17 protein-coding genes are annotated in these 22,789 nt (G+C 52.3%); 12 read left to right on the plus strand and 5 right to left on the minus strand.

Annotated features, from left to right (window positions below):
• Nucleotides 1–104: 104 nt before the first annotated feature.
• The gene (locus OEW58_01755) at nt 105–323 is read right to left on the minus strand and encodes a hypothetical protein (protein ID MDH5300070.1); all 219 of its coding nucleotides are present in this window, start codon (nt 321–323) and stop codon (nt 105–107) included.
• Here OEW58_01755 and clpS point away from each other — a divergent pair.
• Together clpS and clpA are read left to right on the plus strand one after the other, a co-directional pair.
• On the plus strand, nt 322–642 hold the full coding sequence (clpS, locus tag OEW58_01760; protein ID MDH5300071.1) for an ATP-dependent Clp protease adapter ClpS: 321 nt from the start codon (nt 322–324) through the stop codon (nt 640–642). The genes OEW58_01755 and clpS overlap by 2 nt on opposite strands.
• Nucleotides 643–669: 27 nt before the next feature.
• A complete protein-coding gene (gene clpA / locus OEW58_01765) occupies nt 670–2,937 on the plus strand; it encodes an ATP-dependent Clp protease ATP-binding subunit ClpA (GenBank protein MDH5300072.1) in 2,268 nt (755 codons plus the stop codon).
• Between the two features lie 48 nt (nt 2,938–2,985).
• Here clpA and infA read toward each other — a convergent pair whose 3' ends face one another.
• Nucleotides 2,986–3,204 (minus strand): translation initiation factor IF-1, encoded by a 219-nt coding sequence (infA, locus tag OEW58_01770; protein ID MDH5300073.1) that lies wholly within the window; start codon nt 3,202–3,204, stop codon nt 2,986–2,988.
• Nucleotides 3,205–3,410: 206 nt separating this feature from the next.
• Here infA and OEW58_01775 point away from each other — a divergent pair, with 206 nt between their 5' ends.
• The 5 genes from OEW58_01775 to cysS all read left to right on the plus strand — a co-directional run bounded on the left by OEW58_01775 (nt 3,411) and on the right by cysS (nt 9,775).
• Nucleotides 3,411–4,412, plus strand: coding sequence for a hypothetical protein (locus OEW58_01775; protein ID MDH5300074.1), 1,002 nt, complete (start codon nt 3,411–3,413; stop codon nt 4,410–4,412).
• Nucleotides 4,413–4,443: 31 nt separating this feature from the next.
• Nucleotides 4,444–4,974 carry a hypothetical protein gene (locus tag OEW58_01780; GenBank protein MDH5300075.1) on the plus strand — a complete coding sequence of 177 codons (531 nt, stop codon included), beginning with the start codon at nt 4,444–4,446 and terminating at the stop codon, nt 4,972–4,974.
• A gap of 126 nt (nt 4,975–5,100) precedes the next feature.
• Nucleotides 5,101–6,921, plus strand: coding sequence for a DNA mismatch repair endonuclease MutL (mutL, locus tag OEW58_01785; protein ID MDH5300076.1), 1,821 nt, complete (start codon nt 5,101–5,103; stop codon nt 6,919–6,921).
• A gap of 45 nt (nt 6,922–6,966) precedes the next feature.
• Nucleotides 6,967–8,364, plus strand: a complete 1,398-nt coding sequence (gene gltX, locus OEW58_01790) for a glutamate--tRNA ligase (GenBank protein MDH5300077.1) — start codon at nt 6,967–6,969, stop codon at nt 8,362–8,364.
• Nucleotides 8,365–8,383: 19 nt separating this feature from the next.
• Nucleotides 8,384–9,775, plus strand: coding sequence for a cysteine--tRNA ligase (gene cysS / locus OEW58_01795; GenBank protein MDH5300078.1), 1,392 nt, complete (start codon nt 8,384–8,386; stop codon nt 9,773–9,775).
• Between the two features lie 75 nt (nt 9,776–9,850).
• Here the strand turns inward: cysS and OEW58_01800 are convergent, their stop codons facing one another.
• Nucleotides 9,851–10,702, minus strand: coding sequence for a sulfotransferase domain-containing protein (locus tag OEW58_01800; protein MDH5300079.1), 852 nt, complete (start codon nt 10,700–10,702; stop codon nt 9,851–9,853).
• 106 nt (nt 10,703–10,808) lie between these two features.
• Here OEW58_01800 and OEW58_01805 point away from each other — a divergent pair, with 106 nt between their 5' ends.
• Nucleotides 10,809–11,834, plus strand: a complete 1,026-nt coding sequence (locus OEW58_01805; protein MDH5300080.1) for an SAM-dependent methyltransferase — start codon at nt 10,809–10,811, stop codon at nt 11,832–11,834.
• Here the strand turns inward: OEW58_01805 and OEW58_01810 are convergent.
• A complete protein-coding gene (locus OEW58_01810) occupies nt 11,831–12,823 on the minus strand; it encodes a glycosyl transferase family protein (GenBank protein MDH5300081.1) in 993 nt (330 codons plus the stop codon). The genes OEW58_01805 and OEW58_01810 overlap by 4 nt on opposite strands.
• Before the next feature lie 299 nt (nt 12,824–13,122).
• Between OEW58_01810 and OEW58_01815 the strand changes: the two genes are divergently transcribed.
• From OEW58_01815 to greA, 4 genes are all read left to right on the plus strand, one after another.
• Nucleotides 13,123–15,609 carry an XrtA-associated ATPase gene (locus OEW58_01815; protein MDH5300082.1) on the plus strand — a complete coding sequence of 829 codons (2,487 nt, stop codon included), beginning with the start codon at nt 13,123–13,125 and terminating at the stop codon, nt 15,607–15,609.
• Between the two features lie 217 nt (nt 15,610–15,826).
• Nucleotides 15,827–16,963 carry a glutamine-hydrolyzing carbamoyl-phosphate synthase small subunit gene (gene carA, locus OEW58_01820; protein MDH5300083.1) on the plus strand — a complete coding sequence of 379 codons (1,137 nt, stop codon included), beginning with the start codon at nt 15,827–15,829 and terminating at the stop codon, nt 16,961–16,963.
• Between the two features lie 30 nt (nt 16,964–16,993).
• Nucleotides 16,994–20,221, plus strand: coding sequence for a carbamoyl-phosphate synthase large subunit (gene carB / locus OEW58_01825; protein MDH5300084.1), 3,228 nt, complete (start codon nt 16,994–16,996; stop codon nt 20,219–20,221).
• Entirely contained in the window at nt 20,218–20,694 is a 477-nt protein-coding gene (greA, locus tag OEW58_01830; GenBank protein ID MDH5300085.1) for a transcription elongation factor GreA, read from the plus strand. The genes carB and greA overlap by 4 nt, the downstream gene beginning before the upstream one ends.
• A 42-nt stretch (nt 20,695–20,736) precedes the next feature.
• Here greA and OEW58_01835 read toward each other — a convergent pair whose 3' ends face one another.
• Nucleotides 20,737–22,536 carry a long-chain fatty acid--CoA ligase gene (locus OEW58_01835; GenBank protein ID MDH5300086.1) on the minus strand — a complete coding sequence of 600 codons (1,800 nt, stop codon included), beginning with the start codon at nt 22,534–22,536 and terminating at the stop codon, nt 20,737–20,739.
• Nucleotides 22,537–22,789: the final 253 nt, after the last annotated feature.

Here is a 22,789-nt window from a genome sequence, read left to right on the forward strand (position 1 = left end):
ATACTTATTATTAAATCCACAACTGTGTTATCGCGTGGTCTGACGCCAAGTCGACGGACACTCGCTCCAGTATAGCCAACTTGCCTGCTGGGTAGAACAGCAAGTCAAGGGTTTTGTGGTGTTTTTTTAACCTTTTTTACAAGGGAAAATATGTTTTTACGACGGTGCTTTGACAGGCGGGCGCTTTCTGTGGCTATGTAGTATAATCCAAGAGTATTGCGTGACAGTTGCAACTTATTGTTTTTACGATGAATCACCTGTGACTTTAGGTGGTATTGTGGAATCCCTTTAGGAACTAATTTTAGATTAAACTTCTTAGCCATGAGTGACGATCATATTACTGAAGAGGATGTTGGGACCCGTGTACTTGAGGCCAAGCCTGAATTAAAGAGGCCGCCGCTGTACAAAGTGGTGTTGTTGAACGACGATTACACGCCGATGGAATTTGTGGTCGAAGTTTTGCAATACTTTTTCCGATTGGACGAGGAAATGGCTACTCGCATCATGCTTCAGGTACATACCCAAGGGAAGGGTGTATGTGGGGTATTCACGCGGGAGATTGCCGAAACGAAGGTAGCTCAGGTGAACGATTATTCGCGAAGCCGGGAACATCCACTGATGTGTACGATGGAACAGGCTTAGTGATCCAACCCAGAAAGTGCTGAGATTATGATAAGCAAAGAACTGGAAAACACTCTTAATCATGCGTTCAAGGAAGCACGGGAAAAACGTCACGAATTTGTGACGGTAGAGCACCTGTTGCTGGCCTTGTTGGACAACCCTGCTGCTGCCACGGTGCTGCGTGCTTGTGGTGCGGACTTGCCCCAGCTTAAAGAAGATCTTGCTGTCTTTGTTGATGAAACCACCCCCCAGTTGCTAGACGGGGAGGAACGGGAAACTCAGCCCACACTGGGTTTTCAGCGCGTGTTGCAACGCTCTGTGTTCCAGGTGCAATCGTCTGGAAAGAAAGAAGTCACTGGTGCCAATGTGCTGGTGGCCATATTCAGTGAACAGGAATCGCAAGCGGTTTACTTCCTGAATAAGCAAAACGTGACTCGCTTGGATGTGGTGAATTATATCTCCCACGGCATTTCCAAAGTTCACGGTGACGAGGAAGAGCGTGGTGTCGCACCTCCTTCCACCAGTGATGAGGAAGCTGGCGACTCCAGTAACAAGAGTCCGTTAGAGGCATATGCCACTAATTTGAATGAAATGGCCATGCAGGGTCGGATTGACCCGCTGATCGGCCGCAAAGAAGAAGTCGAACGCACTGTGCAGGTGTTGTGTCGCCGCCGCAAAAACAATCCTTTGTTTGTGGGTGAGGCCGGCGTGGGTAAAACCGCGATCGCAGAAGGTCTGGCCAAGCTGATTGTCGATGGTGAAGTGCCGGAAGTCCTGTCCGATGCAGTGATTTACTCGCTGGATTTGGGTGCGCTGCTGGCTGGAACCAAGTATCGCGGTGATTTTGAAAAGCGTCTGAAGGCGCTGCTGAATCAATTGCAACGTCAGCCCAATGCTGTGCTGTTTATCGACGAAATTCATACCATCATCGGTGCAGGTTCTGCGTCTGGTGGCGTGATGGATGCGTCCAACCTGATCAAGCCCATGTTGGCATCCGGTCAGTTGAAGTGCATGGGTTCGACCACTTATCAGGAATATCGCGGCATTTTTGAAAAAGACCGCGCCTTGGCGCGTCGCTTCCAGAAAATCGATGTGCCTGAGCCTACCGTGGAAGAGACCTTCCAGATTCTTAACGGTTTGAAGGACCGCTTCGAGAAGCACCATCAGGTTCGTTTTACTCGGCAGGCGATGCGTTCAGCGGCTGAATTGTCTGCTCGCTACATCACTGATCGTCATTTGCCCGACAAGGCAATTGACGTGATTGACGAAGCAGGCGCGAGCCAGCGTATGCTGCCTGCGTCGCGTCGCAAGAAGAGCATCGGTGTGGTGGATATCGAGAATATTGTGGCCAAGATGGCGCGCATCCCACCAAAGAGCGTGTCTCGTTCTGATAAGGAACAGTTACGTCACTTGGAGCGCGATCTGAAGATGACGGTATTTGGTCAGGATAAAGCTATCGAAACCTTGTCGACCGCCATTAAAATGGCGCGTTCAGGTTTGGGTAACGAATCTCGGCCGATTGGTTCCTTCCTGTTTACTGGCCCGACAGGGGTTGGTAAGACAGAGGTGACTCGTCAGTTGGCGATGACCCTGGGTATTGAGCTGGTGCGTTTTGACATGTCCGAGTACATGGAGCGTCACACTGTGTCACGTCTGATTGGTGCGCCTCCTGGCTATGTTGGTTTTGACCAAGGTGGCCTATTGACCGAAGCCATCAACAAGCATCCTCATGCGGTGTTGTTGCTGGATGAGATCGAAAAGGCTCACCCGGATGTCTACAACCTGCTGCTGCAGGTGATGGACCACGGTACGCTGACGGATACCAACGGTCGCAAGACGGATTTCCGCAACGTCATTATTGTGATGACGACCAATGCGGGTGCCGAACAGACCAGTCGTCCTTCCATTGGATTTAAGGAAGTGGACAACAGTACGGACGGTATGGAAGCGCTGAAACGCGTGTTTACACCTGAGTTCCGCAATCGTCTTGATGCGATTATCCAATTTGCATCGCTGGACGAGCGCACGATCGGTCACGTGGTGGACAAATTCATCATGGAACTGGAAGTGCAGTTGGAGCAGAAGGGCGTACACCTGGAAGTTTCTCCAGAAGCGCGCGACTGGCTGGCTGTGAAAGGTTACGACAAGCTGATGGGCGCGCGTCCCATGGCGCGAGTGATTCGCGAAAACGTCAAGAAGCCATTGGCCGAAGAGTTGTTGTTCGGTGAATTGGCGGAAGGCGGCGAGGTCATCATCCGCGTTGTCGACGACAAACTGGTCCACGAAATTGTGAAGGAAATTGCGACGATTTCGTAAGACCGGGAAACGATGTGAGAAAAAAGCCGACTTTAAAGTCGGCTTTTTTTATTTGGCGCGGTAAACAATACGTCCTTTGGACAGATCGTATGGTGTCAGCTGCACGGTGACTTTATCGCCGGTCAGAATGCGAATGTAATTCTTGCGCATTTTTCCAGAAATGTGCGCAGTAACCACATGGCCATTTTCTAACTCTACGCGGAACATGGTGTTGGGCAGGGTATCAACAACCGTGCCTTCCATTTCGATATTGTCTTCTTTCGCCATATTGTTCTTTAACCACCAGCTTTTTCGGGCTATTTAAAAGAGGCCGTGATTATACTCTGCCCATCCGCGCATTTCTATACTCATCACCAGTGTAATTTGGCTTAATTTCTTTTGTCAGGCATCGATTGTGCAAATGTAAGTTGTAGTGGCGGGAAGTCAACGCGCCTTATTTGGTTTTATATGTAACTGGTTGAAAAACAAGGGTTATGACCATAAAAGTTCTCCATATTGTCAATCATCCAGATACCTTGGCGCTGATAAAGGCGGCAGGGATTGAAGGCGAGGGTCTCGCCTGGCGCGATCCGCTGTACGAAGGACCCATTCTGGCGGAGTCTTTGGAAACCTTGTCGGAAATTCGCGCCAAGCATTTTGCCGACGCAAATTGGGGTACGTTTTATTCCATTTACGGAAATTTTGAACGACGTGACGAAGCGCTGCGCCAGTTTCGGCGTTTTGACAGCGTTTGCTTGTGGTTTGATCACGACCTGCTGGATCAGTTGCAGTTGTTACAACTCCTGAATTGGTTTTCCCAGCAGACAATGTCCGGGGTTCGTTTGGAGTTGGTGTATGCCGGCCACGTGCGTGGCGTGTTTCGCTTTACCGGCTTGGAAAATTTGCACCCGGATCAAATTAAAAAGCTCTACCGAGACCGGTTTGATATTTCGGTAAACCAGATGGACCTGGCGGCTCGCGTCTGGAAAGCAATCACAGCAGATACTCCCAAGCAATTAATGGCTTTGCGTGATGAAAAAATGCCATTACTGCCATTTTTGAAAGATGCCATTGTGCGTCTGTTGGAAGAATACCCGGAAAAAGAAACCGGGCTGTCGCGCTCGGAAAGGCAAATTGCGCAAGTGGTGTATTCGGGAGTCAGTTTGCCGGGAGCTATTTTTGAGATGGCCCAGCGCAAGGAACACATGCCGTTTATGAATCTGCAGGCCTGCAAACGAATTTTGCATCGAATGCTCACCTGTAAGCATCCAATACTGGCACTGAAGCGCAATACGCCGATTCCTGAAGTTCGCAGTGAAGACTTTATGCGGCAGCATTTTTATATCACGAATATCGGATTTAGTATTTTGGCGGAAACGACCGACAACATCACATTGAATGGCATTGATCGTTGGGTCGGTGGTGTCCATATTCAAGAAGGACGCGTTTGGCGACGGGACAAAAAGCAAAGTGTGCTTAAACGTACTTACGCCTAAAGCAAATTGAGTCAGAAAAGGGGGAATATTGATGAGCATGCTAGAGCGGGATCAGACGGTAATGGAACGGGAAATTGAGCAGTTTCTCAAAGTCTCGCAGGCCGAAATAAACCTATCGTTGAAAGATTCTGCAGAATCGATCAGGGAACTGACCAAAACGTTTATGGACATGGTGCGCGATGTACATGAAATCAAAGTCGGCTTGGCGGGGCTGAAGGTGGCGCAGACAGAGCAGGCCGCCAAAGCAAATTTAGAAAAAATTTGCGATACCTATCTGGATAAAGTGCAGGACAGTACGGTGGGTTTCCAGTTTTATGACAAATTAACCCAGCGCCTGCAGCACAATGTGCGCAGTATGAACAAAATGATGCAAATGCTGGAACGCCAGGGGGGCTATGACGCCGCGGCCTGGGAGCAATTCCGCAGTGACATGAAGTCGCGCTACAACACCGAAAAAGATCGTCTGATGTTCGAGGCACTGATGGAAGGCAAATCCATTCAAACGGCAATCAGTATCGCCGCCGACGCCAGAACCGGCGAGGGCAGTGTCGAGTTGTTCTAAACCCTCTCAGCCGAATTGTGAACGGCAACCGAGTTCCCTCGGTTGCCGTTTTTGATTTTGGGAAGGCGCTGCTCATGGCTGGGCGGGATGCGGTATAATACTGCGACTGCCAGCCATGAATTGCTTATGAATCCTAGAAGAATCAAACGCTTATCTGCTGTTCTCACTAACCAGATTGCCGCTGGAGAAGTGGTCGAACGCCCAGCCTCGGTGGTAAAAGAGCTGCTGGAGAACAGTATCGATGCCGGTGCAACCCAGGTGGACATCGACATTGAGCAGGGCGGAATCAAGTCCATCATCATCCGCGACGACGGTTCGGGCATCCACAAGGACGACCTGCCGCTGGCCCTGAGCCGGCACGCTACTTCCAAAATCTATTCACTGGAAGAACTCGAAACCGTGGGAAGCCTGGGGTTTCGTGGCGAGGCTTTGCCCAGTATTAGCTCGGTGTCGCGTTTGGAGTTGAAAACCCGTTTTATTGACGACGAAACCGGCTGGAAAGTGCGCGCCGATGGTCGAGACGATGTGCTGGATCTGGAGCCCGTGGCCCATCCGGTGGGAACGACTATCGCGGTTCACGATTTATTTTTTAATACCCCGGCGCGTCGCAAGTTTTTGCGCACCGAAAAAACCGAATTTACCCATCTCGAAGAGGTGGTCAAGCGCATGGCGTTGGGACGATTCGATCTGGGTTTACAGCTTAAACACAACGGCAAACAAGTGTTTCGCCTGCCTGCGGCCACTGATCAGCTCAGTATGGAAAAACGGGTGGCAACTATCTGTGGCAAAGCGTTTATCGATAGCGCGGTCCACGTGGAAATGAGTGCCGCGGGATTAACGCTGCGTGGCTGGGTGGGCTTGCCTACGTTTACTCGCAGCCAAGCGGATTTGCAGTACTTTTTCGTCAATGGTCGCATGGTCAAGGATCGCTTGGTGACCCACGCCATTCGCCAAGCCTATCAGGATGTCATTTATCACGGGCGGCATCCGGCCTACGTGTTGTACTTGTCGCTGGACCCGGCTCTGGTGGACGTAAACGTCCATCCGGCCAAAAGCGAAGTTCGTTTCCGCGAAGGTCGGCTGGTGCATGATTTTCTGTTTCGCTCACTGCACGATGCCTTGGCGCAGGTGAAGCCGGAGCAGTTGGTTGGTAAAGAATCCAGCAGCCCAGCATTGAATTTGACGTCGTCGATGTCGGGCACGATGGCCGCGTCGCGACCAGAACAGCAGCACATGAGCCTGGCGGTGCAGGAATCGCGTCCGGCCTATCAATCCGTTTTTTCCGCACCATCGCCTCGGACAGGTGGAATGGATGCCGGGTTTGCCATGGCCGCAGCGCAATCGCCTGCGGAACAGGAGCGAGTTCCACCGCTGGGATTTGCCATTGCCCAGCTCAAAGGCATCTACATCCTGGCAGAAAACGAACAGGGTATGGTGCTGGTCGATATGCATGCGGCGCACGAACGAATCACCTACGAGCGGATGAAAACTGCGCTGGAGGGCGAGGGTATTCGCGCCCAGCCGCTGCTGGTACCGATTATGGTCGCAGTCAGCGAGCGGGAAAGTCGCCTGGTTGAGGAAAACCCCGAGCTGTTCAGCCAATTTGGTTTTGAGCTGGACGTGATGGGACCTGAGACCATTGCGGTGCGCCAGGTACCTGCGCTGCTGCGCGAGGCAGAGGTTAGCGAGCTGATTCGTGATGTGTTGTCTGACCTGGTGGAGCTGGGCAGTAGCACCCGCATCCAGGAAAAGCGCAACGAAATTCTGGCCACCATGGCTTGTCATGGCTCGGTGCGCGCCAATCGCCGCCTGACCATTGCTGAAATGAATGCTTTGCTGCGGGACATGGAACGTACCGAGCGCAGCGGCCAGTGCAATCATGGCCGCCCCACCTGGGTGCAGTTGGGCTTGGGGGAATTGGACAAACTATTCCTTCGTGGACAATAATTAGCGCCCATTATTCAACGCCAAACAAGACGGTTTTCAAACATTATGTCGGTAAAAACGCGCTTTGCGCCCAGTCCCACAGGTTACATTCACTTAGGAAATGCCCGTACCGCGTTGTTCAATGCGCTGAAAGCACGCGCGGGCGGTTGTTTTTTGCTGCGCATTGAGGACACCGATGAAGAGCGCAGCCGCATGGAATTTGTGCACTCGCTGCAGGAGGATTTGACCTGGCTGGGTTTGGACTGGCAGGAAGGCCCCATTGTCGGCGGTGATCAGGAACCCTATTTTCAATCTCAGCGCGCCGAGATTTATAACGCCTACTACGACAAGCTGGTCGAGATGGATGCGGCCTATCCGTGTTTTTGTTCAGAAACTGACCTGAACCTGGAGCGTAAATTCCAGCGCAGCGCAGGCAAACCACCGCGCTACAGTGGCAAGTGCGCCCACCTGAGCGCCGAGCAACGCGAACAGGCGCTGAAGAAAAATCCCAATCCGACCTTGCGTTTCCGCGTGCCCAAAGACGTACAGATTGAGTTCGAAGATCTGGTGCGTGGCAAGCAGAGTTTTGCTGCCAACGACATCGGTGATTTCATCATTCGTCGTGGCGACAAAACGGCGGCGTTTTTCTTCAGCAATGCGATTGATGATGCGCTGATGAAAGTAACCCACGTATTGCGTGGCGAAGATCACTTGGCCAACACGCCGCGCCAGCAACTGATTCTGCAGGCGCTGGGTTTGCCACAAGCGACCTACGCGCATATTTCCATGATTGTTGGCCATGATGGTTCACCGTTGTCCAAGCGTCATGGCAGTCGCAGCATTCGCGAACTGCGTGCGCATGGCTATTTGCCTGAAGCAGTGGTGAATTATCTGGCGCGTTTGGGTCATTATTACGAAGACGACACATTCATGTCGGTGGACGATTTGGGAATCAAGTTTTCACTGGAGCGCTTGGGCAAATCTGCGGCTAAATACGATCCGCATCAATTGCTGCATTGGCAGCACCAGGCGTTGGCGGCAGCTGATGAAGCAAAAATCTGGGACTGGATGGGGCTGGAAGTTCGTGATCTGGTGGGCGAGGAGCGACGCGCCGAGTTTATCGATTTGATTCGTGCCAATGTCAGCTTCCCTGAGCACGCGTTGCATTGGGCGAAAGTAATTTATGAAGATCCGCTCAATTTGTCCGACGATATGCGCGAAGCTGTTGTGGATGCTGGTCGCCAGTTTTTTGAACAGGCTTTGGTTGCGCTGGATTTGCATCCTGCCGATTTCAAGGCCTTCTCCGATGAAATCAAAAAGCACACCGGCGCCAAGGGCAAGGCTCTGTTTACGCCGCTGCGGGCAGCCATGACTGGCGAATTGGGTGGACCGGAAATGTCCAAATTGATGGTGATTTTAGGCCCCGAGCGTATCGCCCAGCGTCTGCGCGCCTGTCTGATGTAAAGAAAAGAAGCGCCCAATCATGTTGCAAATTTATAACAGCCTGAGCAAAAAGAAAGAGAAGTTCACCCCGCTGAATCCGAACAATGTGCGGATGTACGTGTGTGGTATGACCGTATACGACTATTGCCATTTGGGGCATGCGCGCGTACTGGTCGTGTTCGACATGGTCTATCGTCATTTGCGCAAACTCTATGGCGAGAAATCGGTGACTTACATTCGCAACATCACCGACATCGATGACAAAATCATCAAACGCGCCAACGAAAATGGCGAAGATTTTAATGCACTGACTGGGCGTTTCATTGATGAGATGAACAAGGACTCTGATGCGCTGGGCGTGATTCGTCCTGATCAGGAGCCGCGCGCCACCGCGTACATTGGGCAAATCATTGAGATGGTGCAGACCTTGATTGAAAAAGGTTTGGCCTACGCAGCGAACAATGGCGACGTGTACTACGACGTGAGTAAATTCGAAGGCTATGGCAAATTGTCTGGGCGCTCGCTCAACGATATGCAGGCCGGGGCACGCGTGGAAATCGATGAAGTCAAAGATGATCCGATGGACTTCGTGCTGTGGAAAGCCGCAAAACCGGGCGAGCCTTACTGGGAATCGCCCTGGGGCAATGGTCGCCCAGGCTGGCACATTGAATGTTCGGCGATGTCTACCCATTGTTTGGGTGACAGCTTTGACATTCATGGTGGCGGCATGGATTTGAAATTTCCCCATCACGAAAATGAAATTGCCCAGTCCGAAGGTGCAACCGGCAAATGTTTTGCGCATACCTGGATGCACAATGGTCACATCATGGTGGACCAGGAAAAAATGTCCAAATCGCTGGGCAACTTTTTCACCGTGCGTGATGTGCTGAAAAAATATTCGGCAGAAACGGTGCGGGCGTTTATTTTGTCCAGCCATTACCGCAGTCCGTTGAACTACAGCCAGGACAATCTGGATCAGGCCAAAGGCTCGCTGGATCGTTTTTACACAGCATTGCGTGATTTGCCCGTGCTGGCGGGGACGGAATCTGGCGAATACGCCACGCGTTTTTACGCTGCGCTGAACGATGATTTCAATACCGCTGAAGCGTTTTCGGTGATGTTTGATGTGGTTAAGGAAATCAATCGTCTCAAAGGCGAAGGCAAAACCCAGGCTGCGGCAGAAATCGCGGGCGTGTTGCGTGGTTTTGGTGCCCAGCTTGGTTTGTTGCAGCAAGATGTGGATGGGTATTTCCGTGGTTTGGCCAGCGAAGGTGGTTTGTCCGATGCTGACATTGAAGCGTTGATTGTTCAGCGTAACCAGGCCAGGGCCGACAAAAACTGGGCAGAAGCGGATCGCATTCGCGACGTGTTCAAGGCTGAAGGAATTATTCTGGAAGATGCTGCCGGTAAAACCAGCTGGAAACGCAGCTAGAATATTCTGGCCAAGAAATCAAAAAGCGCCACTCAACGTGGCGCTTTCTTTTTGGAAAAAATTCAGCAGGCATCATCAGCGTAGATGCAGAAAGGCAAGACAATCATCGCTCAGGCTGTCGTAGGCTTTTTGCAGAATAGCCTGTTCCATCTCAGGGGTTAAGTGGGCTTTACCATCGCCACTTTGACCTTTGCGAATGAAACCGTAAGGCTTAAACGCTGGCTTTCCTTGGCGCAGCATCATGAAGCGCGACGCGTTCTGCTTCATCCAGGCGAACGAGGCGAATTCTGTGGCGCGTTGTTTCTGGGCATCGGTCAGTTCCCAGTCCAGGAAGTGCAAAATTTTCTCGATGTTGGCCGAAAAGTCAGTCAGCAAATCTTCATAACGCAGTAACAGCACATTGTCCTGGTTGCGATGTGGCCACCAGCTGGATACGTTGCGATACCAGGAACCAAATCCCAGCCATTTTTCAACGTGCTGCTCAAGAGACGAGGGGACGGGAATATTGTGCGCCTCGCGCGCTTCGTCAGTCATATCGCGAAGATGATGATAAAAACTGACGCAACAGTCGCGAGGATCGCGAAAAGTTAAAATGATTCGCGCGATGTCAGCGCCTGGAGTTTGCTCGTAAGTGCAGTGAGTTTTGAACAGGCGCGGGTTGCTCATCTGTTCCAGTTGCTGTTGGCGCTGCGCCTGGGTTAATTCTGGGCGCGGAAATTCCAGCCAGGGAACGACATCGTCAATGTTGCTGAATGTGTCATCGCCACCTGTGCGTAGTTGATGGAGTATTTGTTGCATCCAGGTGGTGCCGGCTTTGGGGCCGGTGGTGATTAACACGTCGGTTGCTCTGGGCTGAAAATTGGCCAGCGTGTAGGGATCATGGGTGGGATCGGGTTGTCCCCACTTGGGGTCGATGGTGGTGTTCATGATGGTCTCCAGCGAAAAAAGCAGCAGCCTAGTGTGCACCATTGGCATTGTTCCGTCGACTGAATAACGGGACAATGTATGTGTTCGAATGAGTATTGGGTGAGCGATGGAATATTTTCCGATTTTTTTGCAACTGACGCAGCAGCGCGTGCTGGTGGTGGGCGCTGGTGATGTGGCCGCACGCAAAGTGGGGTTGTTGCTCAAAGCCGGTGCAGATGTGTTTGTGGTTGCACCACAATGTTGCGGCGCGATTCTGTCATGGCGTGATCGTGGTGAAGTTAGCGTGGCAATGCGCACGTTTTGCGTGGATGATTTGCACGGCGTGGCTTTGGTGATTGCGGCGACCAACGATGCGAATATCAATGCGCAGGTTTCTGAGCTCGCCAAACAGCGGCATTTACCGGTGAATGTGGTGGATAGTCCGGCGCTGTGCAGTTTTGTGATGCCGGCGATTATCGATCGCTCGCCGTTAATGGTTGCGGTGTCCAGTGGTGGCAGTGCGCCGGTGCTGGCCAGAATGCTGCGCGCACGTCTGGAGGCATTGATCCCAATGCAATACGGGCGATTGGCGCAGTTGGCGGCGGTGTTTAGACAGCAGGTGAAAGATAACATTGTCAGCATGGCGGGGCGGCGGCGATTTTGGGAAAGTGTTTTTGAAGGGCGAATTGGCGGACAGGTGCTTGCTGGTGGTGATATTTCCCAGGCAGAGCAGCAAATCGCGCAACTGTTAAGTGCAACTGATCCTGCGTTGTCGGGCGGGGCGCAGTTGACGGTGATCGGTATTGGTTCCGATGATGTAGAAATGCTAAGCCTCAAGGCCAGTCGGGAAATGCAAAAAGCCGATTGGGTGTTTGTGGATGAGCAGGTTGATGAAGTTATCGTGGAGTGGTGTCGTCGCGATGCGCAGCGACAACGGGTTAGCGAGCCTAATTGGCAATACTGGGCAGACCTGGCCAAAACAGGAAAGCGAATTGTTTATTTAACCATCGCCGATGTCGCCACGCTGCAGATTGAGTTGCGCGAACCACAACTCAATCTGCTGATGATTCCAGCAACACCGACGGCGATGAGTCATGAGGCATCGAACGGCGCAGGTGATGGTTGGCAGCAGTTAATGCGATCGGATCATTAATCGAAGCGTGTTTTGTCGCGTGATTGCCAAAGTTGTCGCGCCAGCGCCAATGCCGCATCGGCCGTTTTTTCCCGCTGCAGAGTGATTAGCGCAATGGCGCAAGTGCCAATGATGGCAGCTTCGCCGTATTCGTCTGCGCGTGAGCCCTGCCAAACTTGTTTCAGTTGTGACACATCCATGCTTTCGTTTTTGACGTGGCGCTTGCTAAACATGGCTGGCCAGTGGGTGATGCTGTCGACGCCCTGATTGACGGCATAGATTTCACAGTCGGCATCGGGATTGAGTTCAGCTTCACCGCCTTCGCCTTTGAACACGCAGCTGTGTTTGTCGCCCAGCAGCAGCGAGGCTTGCTGATGAATGCGTTGGTAACCTGGGTGAAATATTCCCTGCATAGAATGCGCGGCGTTGCCCGGATTGAGCATTCTGGCGACGGTGTGCACCGGCGAACGCAGTCCGAGGATGGGTTTGTAGTCGATGATTTGTTGCAAACGCGGTGCGAAAACATCCAGTGGCAGGTAGGCGAAATTGTGCTGCTGCAGATCGTTGGCCGCCGCTGCAATGGAATGGGCTCTGGAAAGTCCGAAGTGGGGTAGCACGTCTTCGCTGTAGATTCGTCCTGGCGTGTGCGGGCTGGAACCCTGCATCAAAACGCGAATGCCGTGCCCAGCCAGCAAAAAGGCACTGAGCATGTACCAGGGAAGTTGGCGGCGCTTGCCGGCATAGCTCGACCAGTCCAGATCAACAGGGGGCAGGGCCAGCTTGCCAGTGGTGTCGCGGTTGGCCTGGACAAAACCGGCAACTTCTTCGGCGGATTCCTCTTTGACGCGTATCAGCATCAAAAAGGCACCTAGCTGCATGGGGTCGACGGCGTCATTGAGTATCATCTGCATCGATTCGCGGGCTTCATCCAGGGTCAGGCTGCGACTGCCATTTTTTCCTTTACCCAGGATGCGGATATAGGGGGCGAAGGGATGCTCGGTATCGGTCATGGGAAGGGGTCCTGCGTGTGATTAGAACCCATTGTATCGGAACTGTTTTTTGGCGAATAGTGCGTTTGTGGGATGTTGATGCCGGGGGAAATCATGGTAAAAACACCGGTCAGCGTCGGGAATATGGCGAGGGAGAGGGCAGATTTGTCGAAATTTTTTACGCAAAATACTGTCTGTACTGCACGAATCCTTTATAATCCACACGTTTTCATGGAAATGAACTGACTAACGGTTAATTTGTCTGTGGTTTCACCGATAACCGGGTGAATGCGGTCATACGGACCTAGGGAAAATATTGAGTGTATAACGAGTTTTACGGTTTTAAATCGCTGCCATTTCGTCTGAATCCTGATCCGGAATTTTTCTTCGGCAGCCAGGGGCATAAGCGAGCCCTGTCCTATTTGCGTTATGGCTTGAGTCAGCGCGAAGGGTTCATTGTGGTCACTGGTATGCCGGGTACCGGTAAAACGACGCTGGCGCGCGAACTTCTGACCGAAATTGGCCGCGACAAGGTCATTGTCGGCGAACTCAATACCACTCACCTGGAAGCTGATGATGTGCTGCGGATGGCCGCTGCGTCGTTTGGTATTTCCCACGAAAACGTTCCCAAAGCGACGTTGCTTAATCGTCTGGAAAATTTCTTCCTGACGAAATATCGCGCTGGCTACCACTGCCTGCTGCTGATTGATGAGTCACAAAATCTCCCCGTCGATTCATTGGAAGAATTGCGGATGTTGTCCAATTTCTACCACGGCAAACACGCGCTGCTGCAGATTTTTCTGCTGGGCCAGCAGCAGTTCCGTGATGTTTTGCAGCGCCCGGATATGGAGCAGTTGCGCCAGCGGGTGGTGGCAGCGACCCACCTTGAGCCCATGGACAAGGATGAAACCCACAATTACATTTTGCATCGCCTGCGGGTAGCCGGTTGGCAAGAACGTCCGGTGGTGACGTCGCGTGCACTGGATATGGTGTTCCTGCTGACGCGGGGCGTGCCTCGTCGCATCAATACCTTCTGTGATCGTCTGTTTTTATACTCGGCGCTGGAAGAACTTTACGAAATTGATACCGACGCGGTGCGTACTGTGGGCCGCGAATTGATGCTCGAAACTGAGCATCCGGATCGAGCCAGTCAGATTGATTCGTTGCAGACGGTCAGTGCCAGCCAGTTGGAATATGCGCGCAATGAGCTGACCAGCGCCATTGATAGCAGCATGCTTGAGACGACGGATGATCGCACGCCGCCGCCTGTTGGCCTGCGCTTGGTCAGCGGAGGTAACGCTTCGGCGTCGACGATGGCCATGCCTCGTCAGGATGTGGTGGTGGTTCCCTTCGACGAAACGAACCCGGATATCGCGATTGTTGCCGTGCTGCAGGCATTGCTTGATGGCCAGCAGCCCGCCCTGGAGCCCATGCCCGTCTACATGACGGTGTTGCTGGAGCTGGCGCTGGGCAAGCAGTCGTTGGCGGTGTTCACCAAAGGCTTGTTGACCAATGAGCAGCGAGAGCCGCTGGGTGATGCGTTGCGTGCCTGCTTTAAGCAGCAGTTGCTGGAAAAGAGCAGTGACTATTATCGTCGATTGGCGATAGACACCTCGGCAGACGCTGAAAAAATTAAAAATCACTATCGCTACATGTTCCGCCTGTTCCAGGTTGAACAGGAGCGTGACAAACAACATTGGGATAGCACCTATATTCGCCGGATCAATCAGGCCTACGCCACCTTGCGCAACGATGAGGGGCGAGCGAAGTATGATGCGTTCCTCGCGAGCGTAGGCAAATTGCCGGATTCCGAGATGGCAGGCAATGCCACCGCAACGCCAACGGCGGCGGATGCTGTACCTGTGGTGGAGTCTGTCTCGACGTTGCGGCCTGCGACCGTGGGATCGCCGGTGATGATGTCGCAATTGCCGCCGCCACCACAGGAAATTATTCCCGAGCCGGTCGAGCAAACGCCTCCTCCCATGGCTAGTTCCGGCAATAAGGGTGGAGACTGGAAAAAGCGGGTTTCAGCGGTGGGGTTGGTTCTGTTGTTTGCGGTGGTTGGTGGTGTGAGTTACTTTTTTGAAAGTGACTGGGCGGATAGCGTCAAAAGTGACTTGGCGCGGGAAACGTCGTTGGAAGTTGCCGGGTTGGCGCCAGCGGGTGATGCGGTTGGTGGCAGCAACGCTACCCCCATTCAGCGTTTGCCCGTGGAAGAGTTGGATGCAGCCAATGCTGCTCCGGCGGTAGCTGATAAACTACCTGAGAATCCGGATCAAAAAGCTGCAATGGTTGCGGAGCCTGCGATCCCTGCGCCAGTGGAACCCAAAGCGGAGGTTGAAAAACCTGCCAAGCCTGTGAAGGAACCCAAGCCGGCGGCAGCCAAAGAGTCAGCGGCAAAGCCAGAGAAGCCAGTTAAACCGGCCAAGCCAGAACCTCAGCCGGTAACTGTGCAAGAGGTTGAGCAGTTGGTGGATGAATTCCGTGCGGCTTACGAGAATGGTGATTTGCGCAGCTTCATCAGCTTGTTTGCCACGGAAGCCCGGACCAATGACCGGCGTGGGGTTGATCAGATCTCGGCAGATTACCGTTCACTGTTTGAGAGCACGTCTTTCCGGCGGTTTGATTTGAACGACATGCGTTGGAATCGCAGCATCGGCCAGGTTGAGGGGCGGGGACGCTTCCTTGTTCGGGTTGTGCGCGATGATAACAGCAAGCTTAAAACTTTTGAGGGCGATCTTCAGGTCAGTTTGCGTATTCAGGACGGCGAACTGAAGATAACTCGCTTCGATTACAGCTACAAATAACCTAACTTACCTTCTTTAAGTGCTTGTTTGAGCAGCATTGATTGCTGCTTCATTGATCGTTAGGGTGGTCAAAACTGGTCTCGTGTCCGTAGACACTTTAGTCTGGATTGCGTACAATCCCGGCACCGAAACGGTCGCATATAAGACAAGCGAATTTTTGACGGGGGGTTCCAGTGTTGGATACCTCCCGTTTTTGCACGTATACATGGGGGATACCTTGAGGCAGCCAGCCATTCTTGCCCTTGAAGACGGTAGCGTCTTCCACGGGGTCTCTATTGGTGCAGAAGGTCACACGGTCGGTGAAGTGGTATTCAACACCGCGCTGACTGGTTATCAGGAGATTTTGACAGACCCTTCCTATTGCCGCCAAATTGTCACGTTGACTTACCCGCATATTGGTAATGTCGGTGTCACCAGCGAGGACGCGGAAAGCCCTGGCGTATATGCCGCGGGCTTGGTCATTCGCGAATTGTCGCCTATCGTTAGTAACTGGCGCAGTGAACAGTCATTGGATGCGTATCTGAAAGAGCGCAACGTGGTGGCGATTGCAGATATCGACACTCGTCGTCTGACACGCCTGCTACGCGAAAAAGGTGCGCTCAATGGCTGTATTATGGCCGGTCCCAGGTTGAATCCTGACGGCGCACTGGCCAAAGCCAAATCATTTACCGGTCTGCAGGGCTTGGATCTTGCGCAGGTAGTGACCACCGAAGAAAAATACGAGTGGTTGGATGGCGTATGGGCGCTGGGTGAAGGTCATCCGCACATGGCGAAGAAGGATTTGCCGCACCATGTTGTCGCGTTCGACTACGGCGTGAAGCGCAATATCCTGCGTCTGCTGGTGGATCGTGGCTGCCGTGTGACGGTTGTGCCCGCTAAAACGCCCGCAGCTGAGGTGTTGAAGCTCAAGCCAGACGGCGTGTTTTTGTCCAATGGCCCAGGCGATCCTGAACCCTGCACGTACGCTATCGAAGCGATTCGCCAGATCTTGGAAACCAAAACTCCTGTGTTTGGCATTTGCTTGGGGCATCAGCTGTTGGCGTTGGCCAGTGGTGCCAAAACCGGCAAGATGAAGTTTGGTCATCATGGTGCCAACCATCCGGTGCAGGATTTGGAAACCGGGCAGGTGATGATTACCAGCCAGAACCATGGTTTTGCGGTGCTGGAAGAAAATCTGCCAGCGAATTTGGTGGCTACGCATCGTTCGCTGTTTGATCAAACCCTGCAGGGGATTCGCCGTACCGACGTGCCTGCATTCAGCTTCCAAGGACATCCCGAAGCCAGCCCGGGTCCACACGATGTGGAAATGCTGTTTGATCGCTTTGCCGACATGATTGTGGCGCACAAGGCCTAATTAAATTTACTACGAGATTATTGAGAAACCATGCCAAAACGCACCGACATTAAAAGCATTTTGATCATCGGTGCCGGTCCGATTGTTATCGGGCAGGCCTGCGAATTCGACTACTCCGGCGCTCAAGCGTGTAAGGCGCTGCGCGAAGAGGGTTTTCGTGTCATCCTGATCAATTCCAATCCGGCGACGATCATGACCGACCCCAATATGGCGGACGCGATTTATATCGAGCCCATCCATTGGAAGACTGTCGCCAAGATCATCGAAAAAGAACGTCCTGATGCGTTGTTACCGACCATGGGTGGCCAAACGGCGTTGAACTGTGCGCTGGATCTGGATCGTCATGGCGTGCTGGAAAAATTCAACGTTGAAATGATCGGTGCTTCCAAAGATGCCATCGACAAAGCGGAAGACCGTGAGCGTTTTCGCGAGGCGATGACCAAAATCGGTTTGTCCACGCCGCGCTCTTTTGTGGCACACAGCATGGAAGAAGCCGAGCAGGTGATTCCGTCCATCGGTTATCCGGCGATTATTCGTCCGTCATTCACCATGGGTGGCAGCGGTGGCGGTATTGCGTACAACCACGATGAATATCGCGAAATTTGCGAACGCGGTTTGGATTTGTCACCGACCAATGAACTGTTGATCGAAGAATCCGTGCTGGGTTGGAAAGAATACGAAATGGAAGTGGTGCGTGACCGCAAGGACAACTGCATCATTATCTGTTCCATTGAAAACTTTGACCCTATGGGTGTGCACACCGGTGACTCTATCACCGTGGCGCCAGCACAGACGCTGACGGACAAAGAATATCAAATCATGCGCAATGCCTCGCTGACGGTGTTGCGTGAAATCGGTGTGGATACCGGCGGTTCCAACGTTCAGTTTGCGATCAATCCTGATGACGGTCGCATGATCGTTATTGAGATGAATCCTCGCGTGTCACGCTCATCGGCGCTGGCTTCCAAAGCGACTGGTTTCCCGATTGCCAAAGTGGCGGCAAAATTAGCCGTGGGTTACACCCTGGACGAACTGCAAAATGACATTACTGGTGGTGCGACACCGGCGTCATTTGAGCCGTCCATCGATTACGTGGTTACCAAAATTCCACGTTTCACATTTGAAAAATTCCCTCAGGCGGATGCCACTCTGACGACACAGATGAAATCTGTGGGCGAGGTGATGGCGATTGGTCGTTCCTTCCAGGAATCCATGCAAAAAGCATTGCGTGGCCTGGAAACCGGCAAAACCGGCTTGGATGAAATCGTTGATCGCAATTTGCCAGACGAAGAGCGCAATAATCTGATTCGCCACAATCTGGCAGTGCCATGCGCTGATCGTATGTACTACATCGGTGATGCATTCCGCGCAGGTTTTTCACTGGATGACGTGTTTAATTTGTCCAAGATTGATCGCTGGTTCCTGATCCAAGTTCAGGAGTTGGTGGAGATGGAAAACGCAATCCGTGGCAAATCCTTGAATGACATCGATGCCAATACGATGCGCCAGTACAAACGCAAAGGTTTCTCTGATGCGCGTTTGGCAAAAGTGTTGGGCAGCTCGGAAAACAGCGTGCGCGAATATCGTCATAAACTGGCGGTGCGCCCGGTGTACAAGCGGGTTGATTCGTGCGCGGCGGAATTTGCGACAGCAACGGCGTACATGTACTCAACTTATGACGAAGAGTGCGAATCACAGCCGACCAATAAAGACAAAATCATGGTGTTGGGCGGTGGTCCAAACCGTATCGGTCAGGGCATCGAATTCGACTACTGCTGTGTGCACGCTGCATTGGCCATGCGTGAAGATGGTTACGAAACCATCATGGTTAACTGCAATCCTGAAACGGTTTCTACGGACTACGACACATCGGATCGTTTGTACTTTGAACCGCTGACACTGGAAGATGTGTTGGAAGTGATTCTCAAAGAGAATCCCAAGGGCGTGATCGTGCAGTATGGTGGTCAAACGCCGCTGAAATTGGCTAACGCGCTGGAAAAAGCTGGTGCGCCAATTATCGGTACGTCGACTGACGCGATTGACCGCGCAGAAGACCGCGAGCGCTTCCAGCAAATGGTACAAAAACTGGGCTTGAAACAGCCGCCAAACTTTACTGCGCGCAGTGAAGAGCAGGCGCTGCAATTGGCCAAAGAAATTGGTTTCCCACTGGTTGTTCGCCCATCTTATGTATTGGGTGGACGCGCGATGGAAATCGTTTACAGCGAAGAAGATTTGGCGCGCTACATGCGCGAGGCCGTATCTGTTTCCAACGATTCGCCAGTATTGCTGGATCGTTTCCTGGATGACGCGATTGAAATTGACGTTGATGCGGTGTCCGATGGTGAAAATGTTGTTGTTGGCGGCATTATGCAACACATCGAGCAGGCGGGAATTCACTCTGGCGACTCCGCGTGTTCGTTGCCTCCATACAATCTGAGCGAATCCATTCAGGAACGCATCCGCGAACAAATTCGCATGATGGCGTTGGAATTGGGCGTGAAAGGTTTGATGAATACGCAGTTTGCGGTTAAAGGCGAAGAGATTTATCTGATCGAAGTTAATCCGCGTGCGTCTCGTACCGTGCCGTTTGTTTCCAAGGCGATGGGTGTGCCTTTGGCCAAGATCGCAGCGCGTTGCATGGTCGGTCAAACATTGCCTCAGCAAGGTCTGAAAGAAATGCCGAAAACGCCGTATTTTTCGGTCAAAGAAGCCGTGTTCCCGTTCATTAAATTCCCTGGTGTTGACCCTGTGTTGGGTCCAGAGATGAAATCTACCGGTGAAGTCATGGGCGTGGGTAGGACTTTCGGTGAGGCATTTGCCAAGGCGCAGTTGGGCGCAGGCGTAATTTTGCCTTCTTCAGGCAATGCGTTTATCAGCGTGAAGGACAGTGACAAGTCCAAAGCGATCGAAGTTGCGAAGCTGCTGGTCAGCAGTGGTTTCAATATTTTCGCTACTGGCGGCACGTCAGATGCGTTGACCAAGGCAGGTGTTGCCAACGAGCGCGTGAATAAAGTGACCGAAGGTCGTCCGCATATCGTGGATATGATTAAGAATGGTCAAGTGAATTTGATTATTAACACTGCGCAAACCAAACAGGCGATTGCTGATTCGTTTGACATGCGTCGCGCAGCGTTGCAGCACAAAGTGTGTTACACCACGACAATTGCAGGTGGTTTGGCGACGGCTGAAGCGATCAAACAACTGGATAAAAACAGCGTTAATTCAATTCAAAGTTTACATAAGGAGCTGGCGGGATGAGTAGAGTACCTTTGACAGTGCGCGGTGCGGAAAAACTGCGTGAAGAATTGAATCATCTAAAAACTGTCGAGCGTCCTCGTGTCATCCAGGCTATTGCTGATGCGCGTGAACACGGTGATTTGAAAGAAAATGCGGAGTACCACGCTGCGCGTGAGCAGCAGGGTTTTATCGAAGGTCGCATTCAGGAAATTGAAGGCAAGTTGTCGAACGCGCAAATTATCGATGTGACCGAAGTTAATGCCAATGGCAAAGTGATTTTCGGCGCCACGGTGGTTTTATCCGATGAGGAAAACGGTGGTGAGGTAACTTACCAGATCGTGGGTGACGACGAGGCGAACATCAAGGAAGGTCGCATTTCAGTGAACGCACCGATTGCGCGTGCGTTGATTGGTCGTGAGGAAGGCGATTTCGTGAGTGTACAAACACCAGGCGGTGTTCGTGAATACGAAGTCGTTGAAGTGCGATACCTGTAACTGATTTTCATCCGAAAAAAAGCCCTCTTACGAGGGCTTTTTTTATGCGTAGAGTTTTTCAATTTCCTGCTGATAAAACTCCATCAGCGGTTTGCGGCGCATTTTTAGCGAGGCGGTCAATAATCCATTGGCGTCGGTCCAGGTGTGCAGCGACAAATGTATCTTGCGAATCTGTGCGTAACCTGGGAAGGCGTGCATGCATTGGCTGACGCGGCTGAGTGCATGATCCATCACCACTTTGCTTTGTAAACTGTCTGCGCTGATTGGTACGTTGAGTTTGGCGGCGAGTTTTTTCCATGCCTCATGTTCAAGAACGATCACAGCGGTGAGGTAGGGACGTTGCTCGCCAATCACAATGGCTTGTTCAAACAGCGGGTCCAGTGTGATGGCCATTTCGATATCCACCGGCGGTACTTTCTCACCGTTGGACAATACCATGATCTCTTTTTTGCGACCGGTGATGTAAATGTAGTTGTCAACGATTCGCGCCAGGTCGCCAGTTTTGAGCCAGCCATCGGCAGTGAAGGTTTCTTTGGTGGCTTGCTCGTTTTTCCAGTAGCCCAGCATGTTGCCCGGGCTCAGTGCCTGCAGTTCACCGTCATCGGCGACGCGAACAGCTATTCCAGGCAAGGCAGGGCCGATGCTGCTGGGGTGATTGTTGTGGTCAGGGTTAACGCTGATGACCGGGCTGGCCTCGGTTAAACCATAGCCTTGCAAAATGGGTAGCCCTAAGCCGATGAAGGTTTGGGCAATGGTTTCGGGCAGTGGTGCACCGCCACTGATGGCAAAGCGCAGCCGACCACCTAATTTGGCGAGTACTTTGGCCGCGACCAGTTTGTTGAGCACGGGCCATAACAACATGGAAGGCGTAAAGTGGCCTCGTCCCTGTTGTTGCTCGAACCGATGCCAACCAATGTGGACGGTGGAGTGGAATAGCTTGCGCGCCAAGGGGGATTTTTCTTCCAGTTGATTGGAGATTTTGGCGTACACTTTTTCGAAAATTCGCGGCACGGTGATGATGACCGTGGGGCGGATTGTCAGCAGATCTTCGGCTAGCTGTGGAATACTGCGGGCAAAGGCGACGCTCGCGCCGCACAGTATCGGGATGTAAAGTCCGACAGTGCGCTCCAAGGCATGGGACAGCGGCAAAAATGACAGAAACAGGTCGTCGTTGTATACCGGTTGGGCTTTTACCCCGGCCCGGGCATTAAACAGGATGTTTTGATGCGACAGCATGACGCCTTTGGGCTGGCCGGTGGTGCCAGAGGTATAAATAATGGTGGCAAGATCTTCGGTCTTGGCTATGTGCATCTCGTCGTCACGGCAGGGTGTGGCACCGACCAGCCAGTCATTGACTGTCTGTGTTGGTAGTGACGCCTGGGTGGGAAAACGCTCCAGCGATAGTAGCATGGGGGTGTTTTCAAAGCTGTGGCTGGCTTCGCGGACGATATCGTACTGCGCTTGTGATTCGATAAGAACAACTTTGATATTGGCCTGATTGACGATGTGGCTGACATTGTCCGGGCGATCGTTGGGATACAACGGGACGGTAATTGCGCCGAGGCGCAGCGCTGCGACCTCCATGAGAACCCACTCGGGGCAGTTTCGCAGCATGATGCCGACGCAATCGCCAGCTTTGATCTGGAGCTGCTTTAGCCCCCCTTGAAAATGGCAGATGCGCTGCTCGAACTGGCGCCAGGTGTAGTCTTGCCAGCGGTTTGTCGTTTTATCGAAATAACGGAATGCGAGTTTATCTGCCGAACGTTTGCTGCGTTCTCTGACGACCGAGCAAAGGGTGTTGGCCACATCGCTTTGAATAACGTCTAACTTCCCTTCAGTCATGATTCAACCCTGATGATGACAATGAACGTGGTTGCTGCAACGGCTATACCGTTGACCTGCTATTTTTGTGCTAATTCGCGGCGTTGGCTTTAAGCTTATGTGATTCAGTGGGGATGCGCAATTTATCGTTTGCAATGTTTTCGGGGGGTGTATGTGGTTGTTTGATATGCCCGAAATTAACCGAGTGGATGAAATTTTAAGCGCTAAGCCAATGTTTTCTGGTGTGATTTATCGATGGTAACGAGAGCGTCAA

Source organism: Gammaproteobacteria bacterium (genome assembly GCA_029884425.1).
In the GTDB taxonomy this organism is placed as follows: Bacteria; Pseudomonadota; Gammaproteobacteria; order S012-40; family S012-40; genus JAOUHV01.

Coding starts and splice junctions, on each gene's coding strand:
- clpS (MDH5300071.1), top strand. CDS start 322: ATGAGTGACGATCATATTACTGAAGAGGATGTTGGGACCCGTGTACTT.
- OEW58_01755 (MDH5300070.1), bottom strand. CDS start 323: ATGGCTAAGAAGTTTAATCTAAAATTAGTTCCTAAAGGGATTCCACAA.
- clpA (MDH5300072.1), top strand. CDS start 670: ATGATAAGCAAAGAACTGGAAAACACTCTTAATCATGCGTTCAAGGAA.
- infA (MDH5300073.1), bottom strand. CDS start 3,204: ATGGCGAAAGAAGACAATATCGAAATGGAAGGCACGGTTGTTGATACC.
- OEW58_01775 (MDH5300074.1), top strand. CDS start 3,411: ATGACCATAAAAGTTCTCCATATTGTCAATCATCCAGATACCTTGGCG.
- OEW58_01780 (MDH5300075.1), top strand. CDS start 4,444: ATGAGCATGCTAGAGCGGGATCAGACGGTAATGGAACGGGAAATTGAG.
- mutL (MDH5300076.1), top strand. CDS start 5,101: ATGAATCCTAGAAGAATCAAACGCTTATCTGCTGTTCTCACTAACCAG.
- gltX (MDH5300077.1), top strand. CDS start 6,967: ATGTCGGTAAAAACGCGCTTTGCGCCCAGTCCCACAGGTTACATTCAC.
- cysS (MDH5300078.1), top strand. CDS start 8,384: ATGTTGCAAATTTATAACAGCCTGAGCAAAAAGAAAGAGAAGTTCACC.
- OEW58_01800 (MDH5300079.1), bottom strand. CDS start 10,702: ATGAACACCACCATCGACCCCAAGTGGGGACAACCCGATCCCACCCAT.
- OEW58_01805 (MDH5300080.1), top strand. CDS start 10,809: ATGGAATATTTTCCGATTTTTTTGCAACTGACGCAGCAGCGCGTGCTG.
- OEW58_01810 (MDH5300081.1), bottom strand. CDS start 12,823: ATGACCGATACCGAGCATCCCTTCGCCCCCTATATCCGCATCCTGGGT.
- carB (MDH5300084.1), top strand. CDS start 16,994: ATGCCAAAACGCACCGACATTAAAAGCATTTTGATCATCGGTGCCGGT.
- greA (MDH5300085.1), top strand. CDS start 20,218: ATGAGTAGAGTACCTTTGACAGTGCGCGGTGCGGAAAAACTGCGTGAA.
- OEW58_01835 (MDH5300086.1), bottom strand. CDS start 22,536: ATGACTGAAGGGAAGTTAGACGTTATTCAAAGCGATGTGGCCAACACC.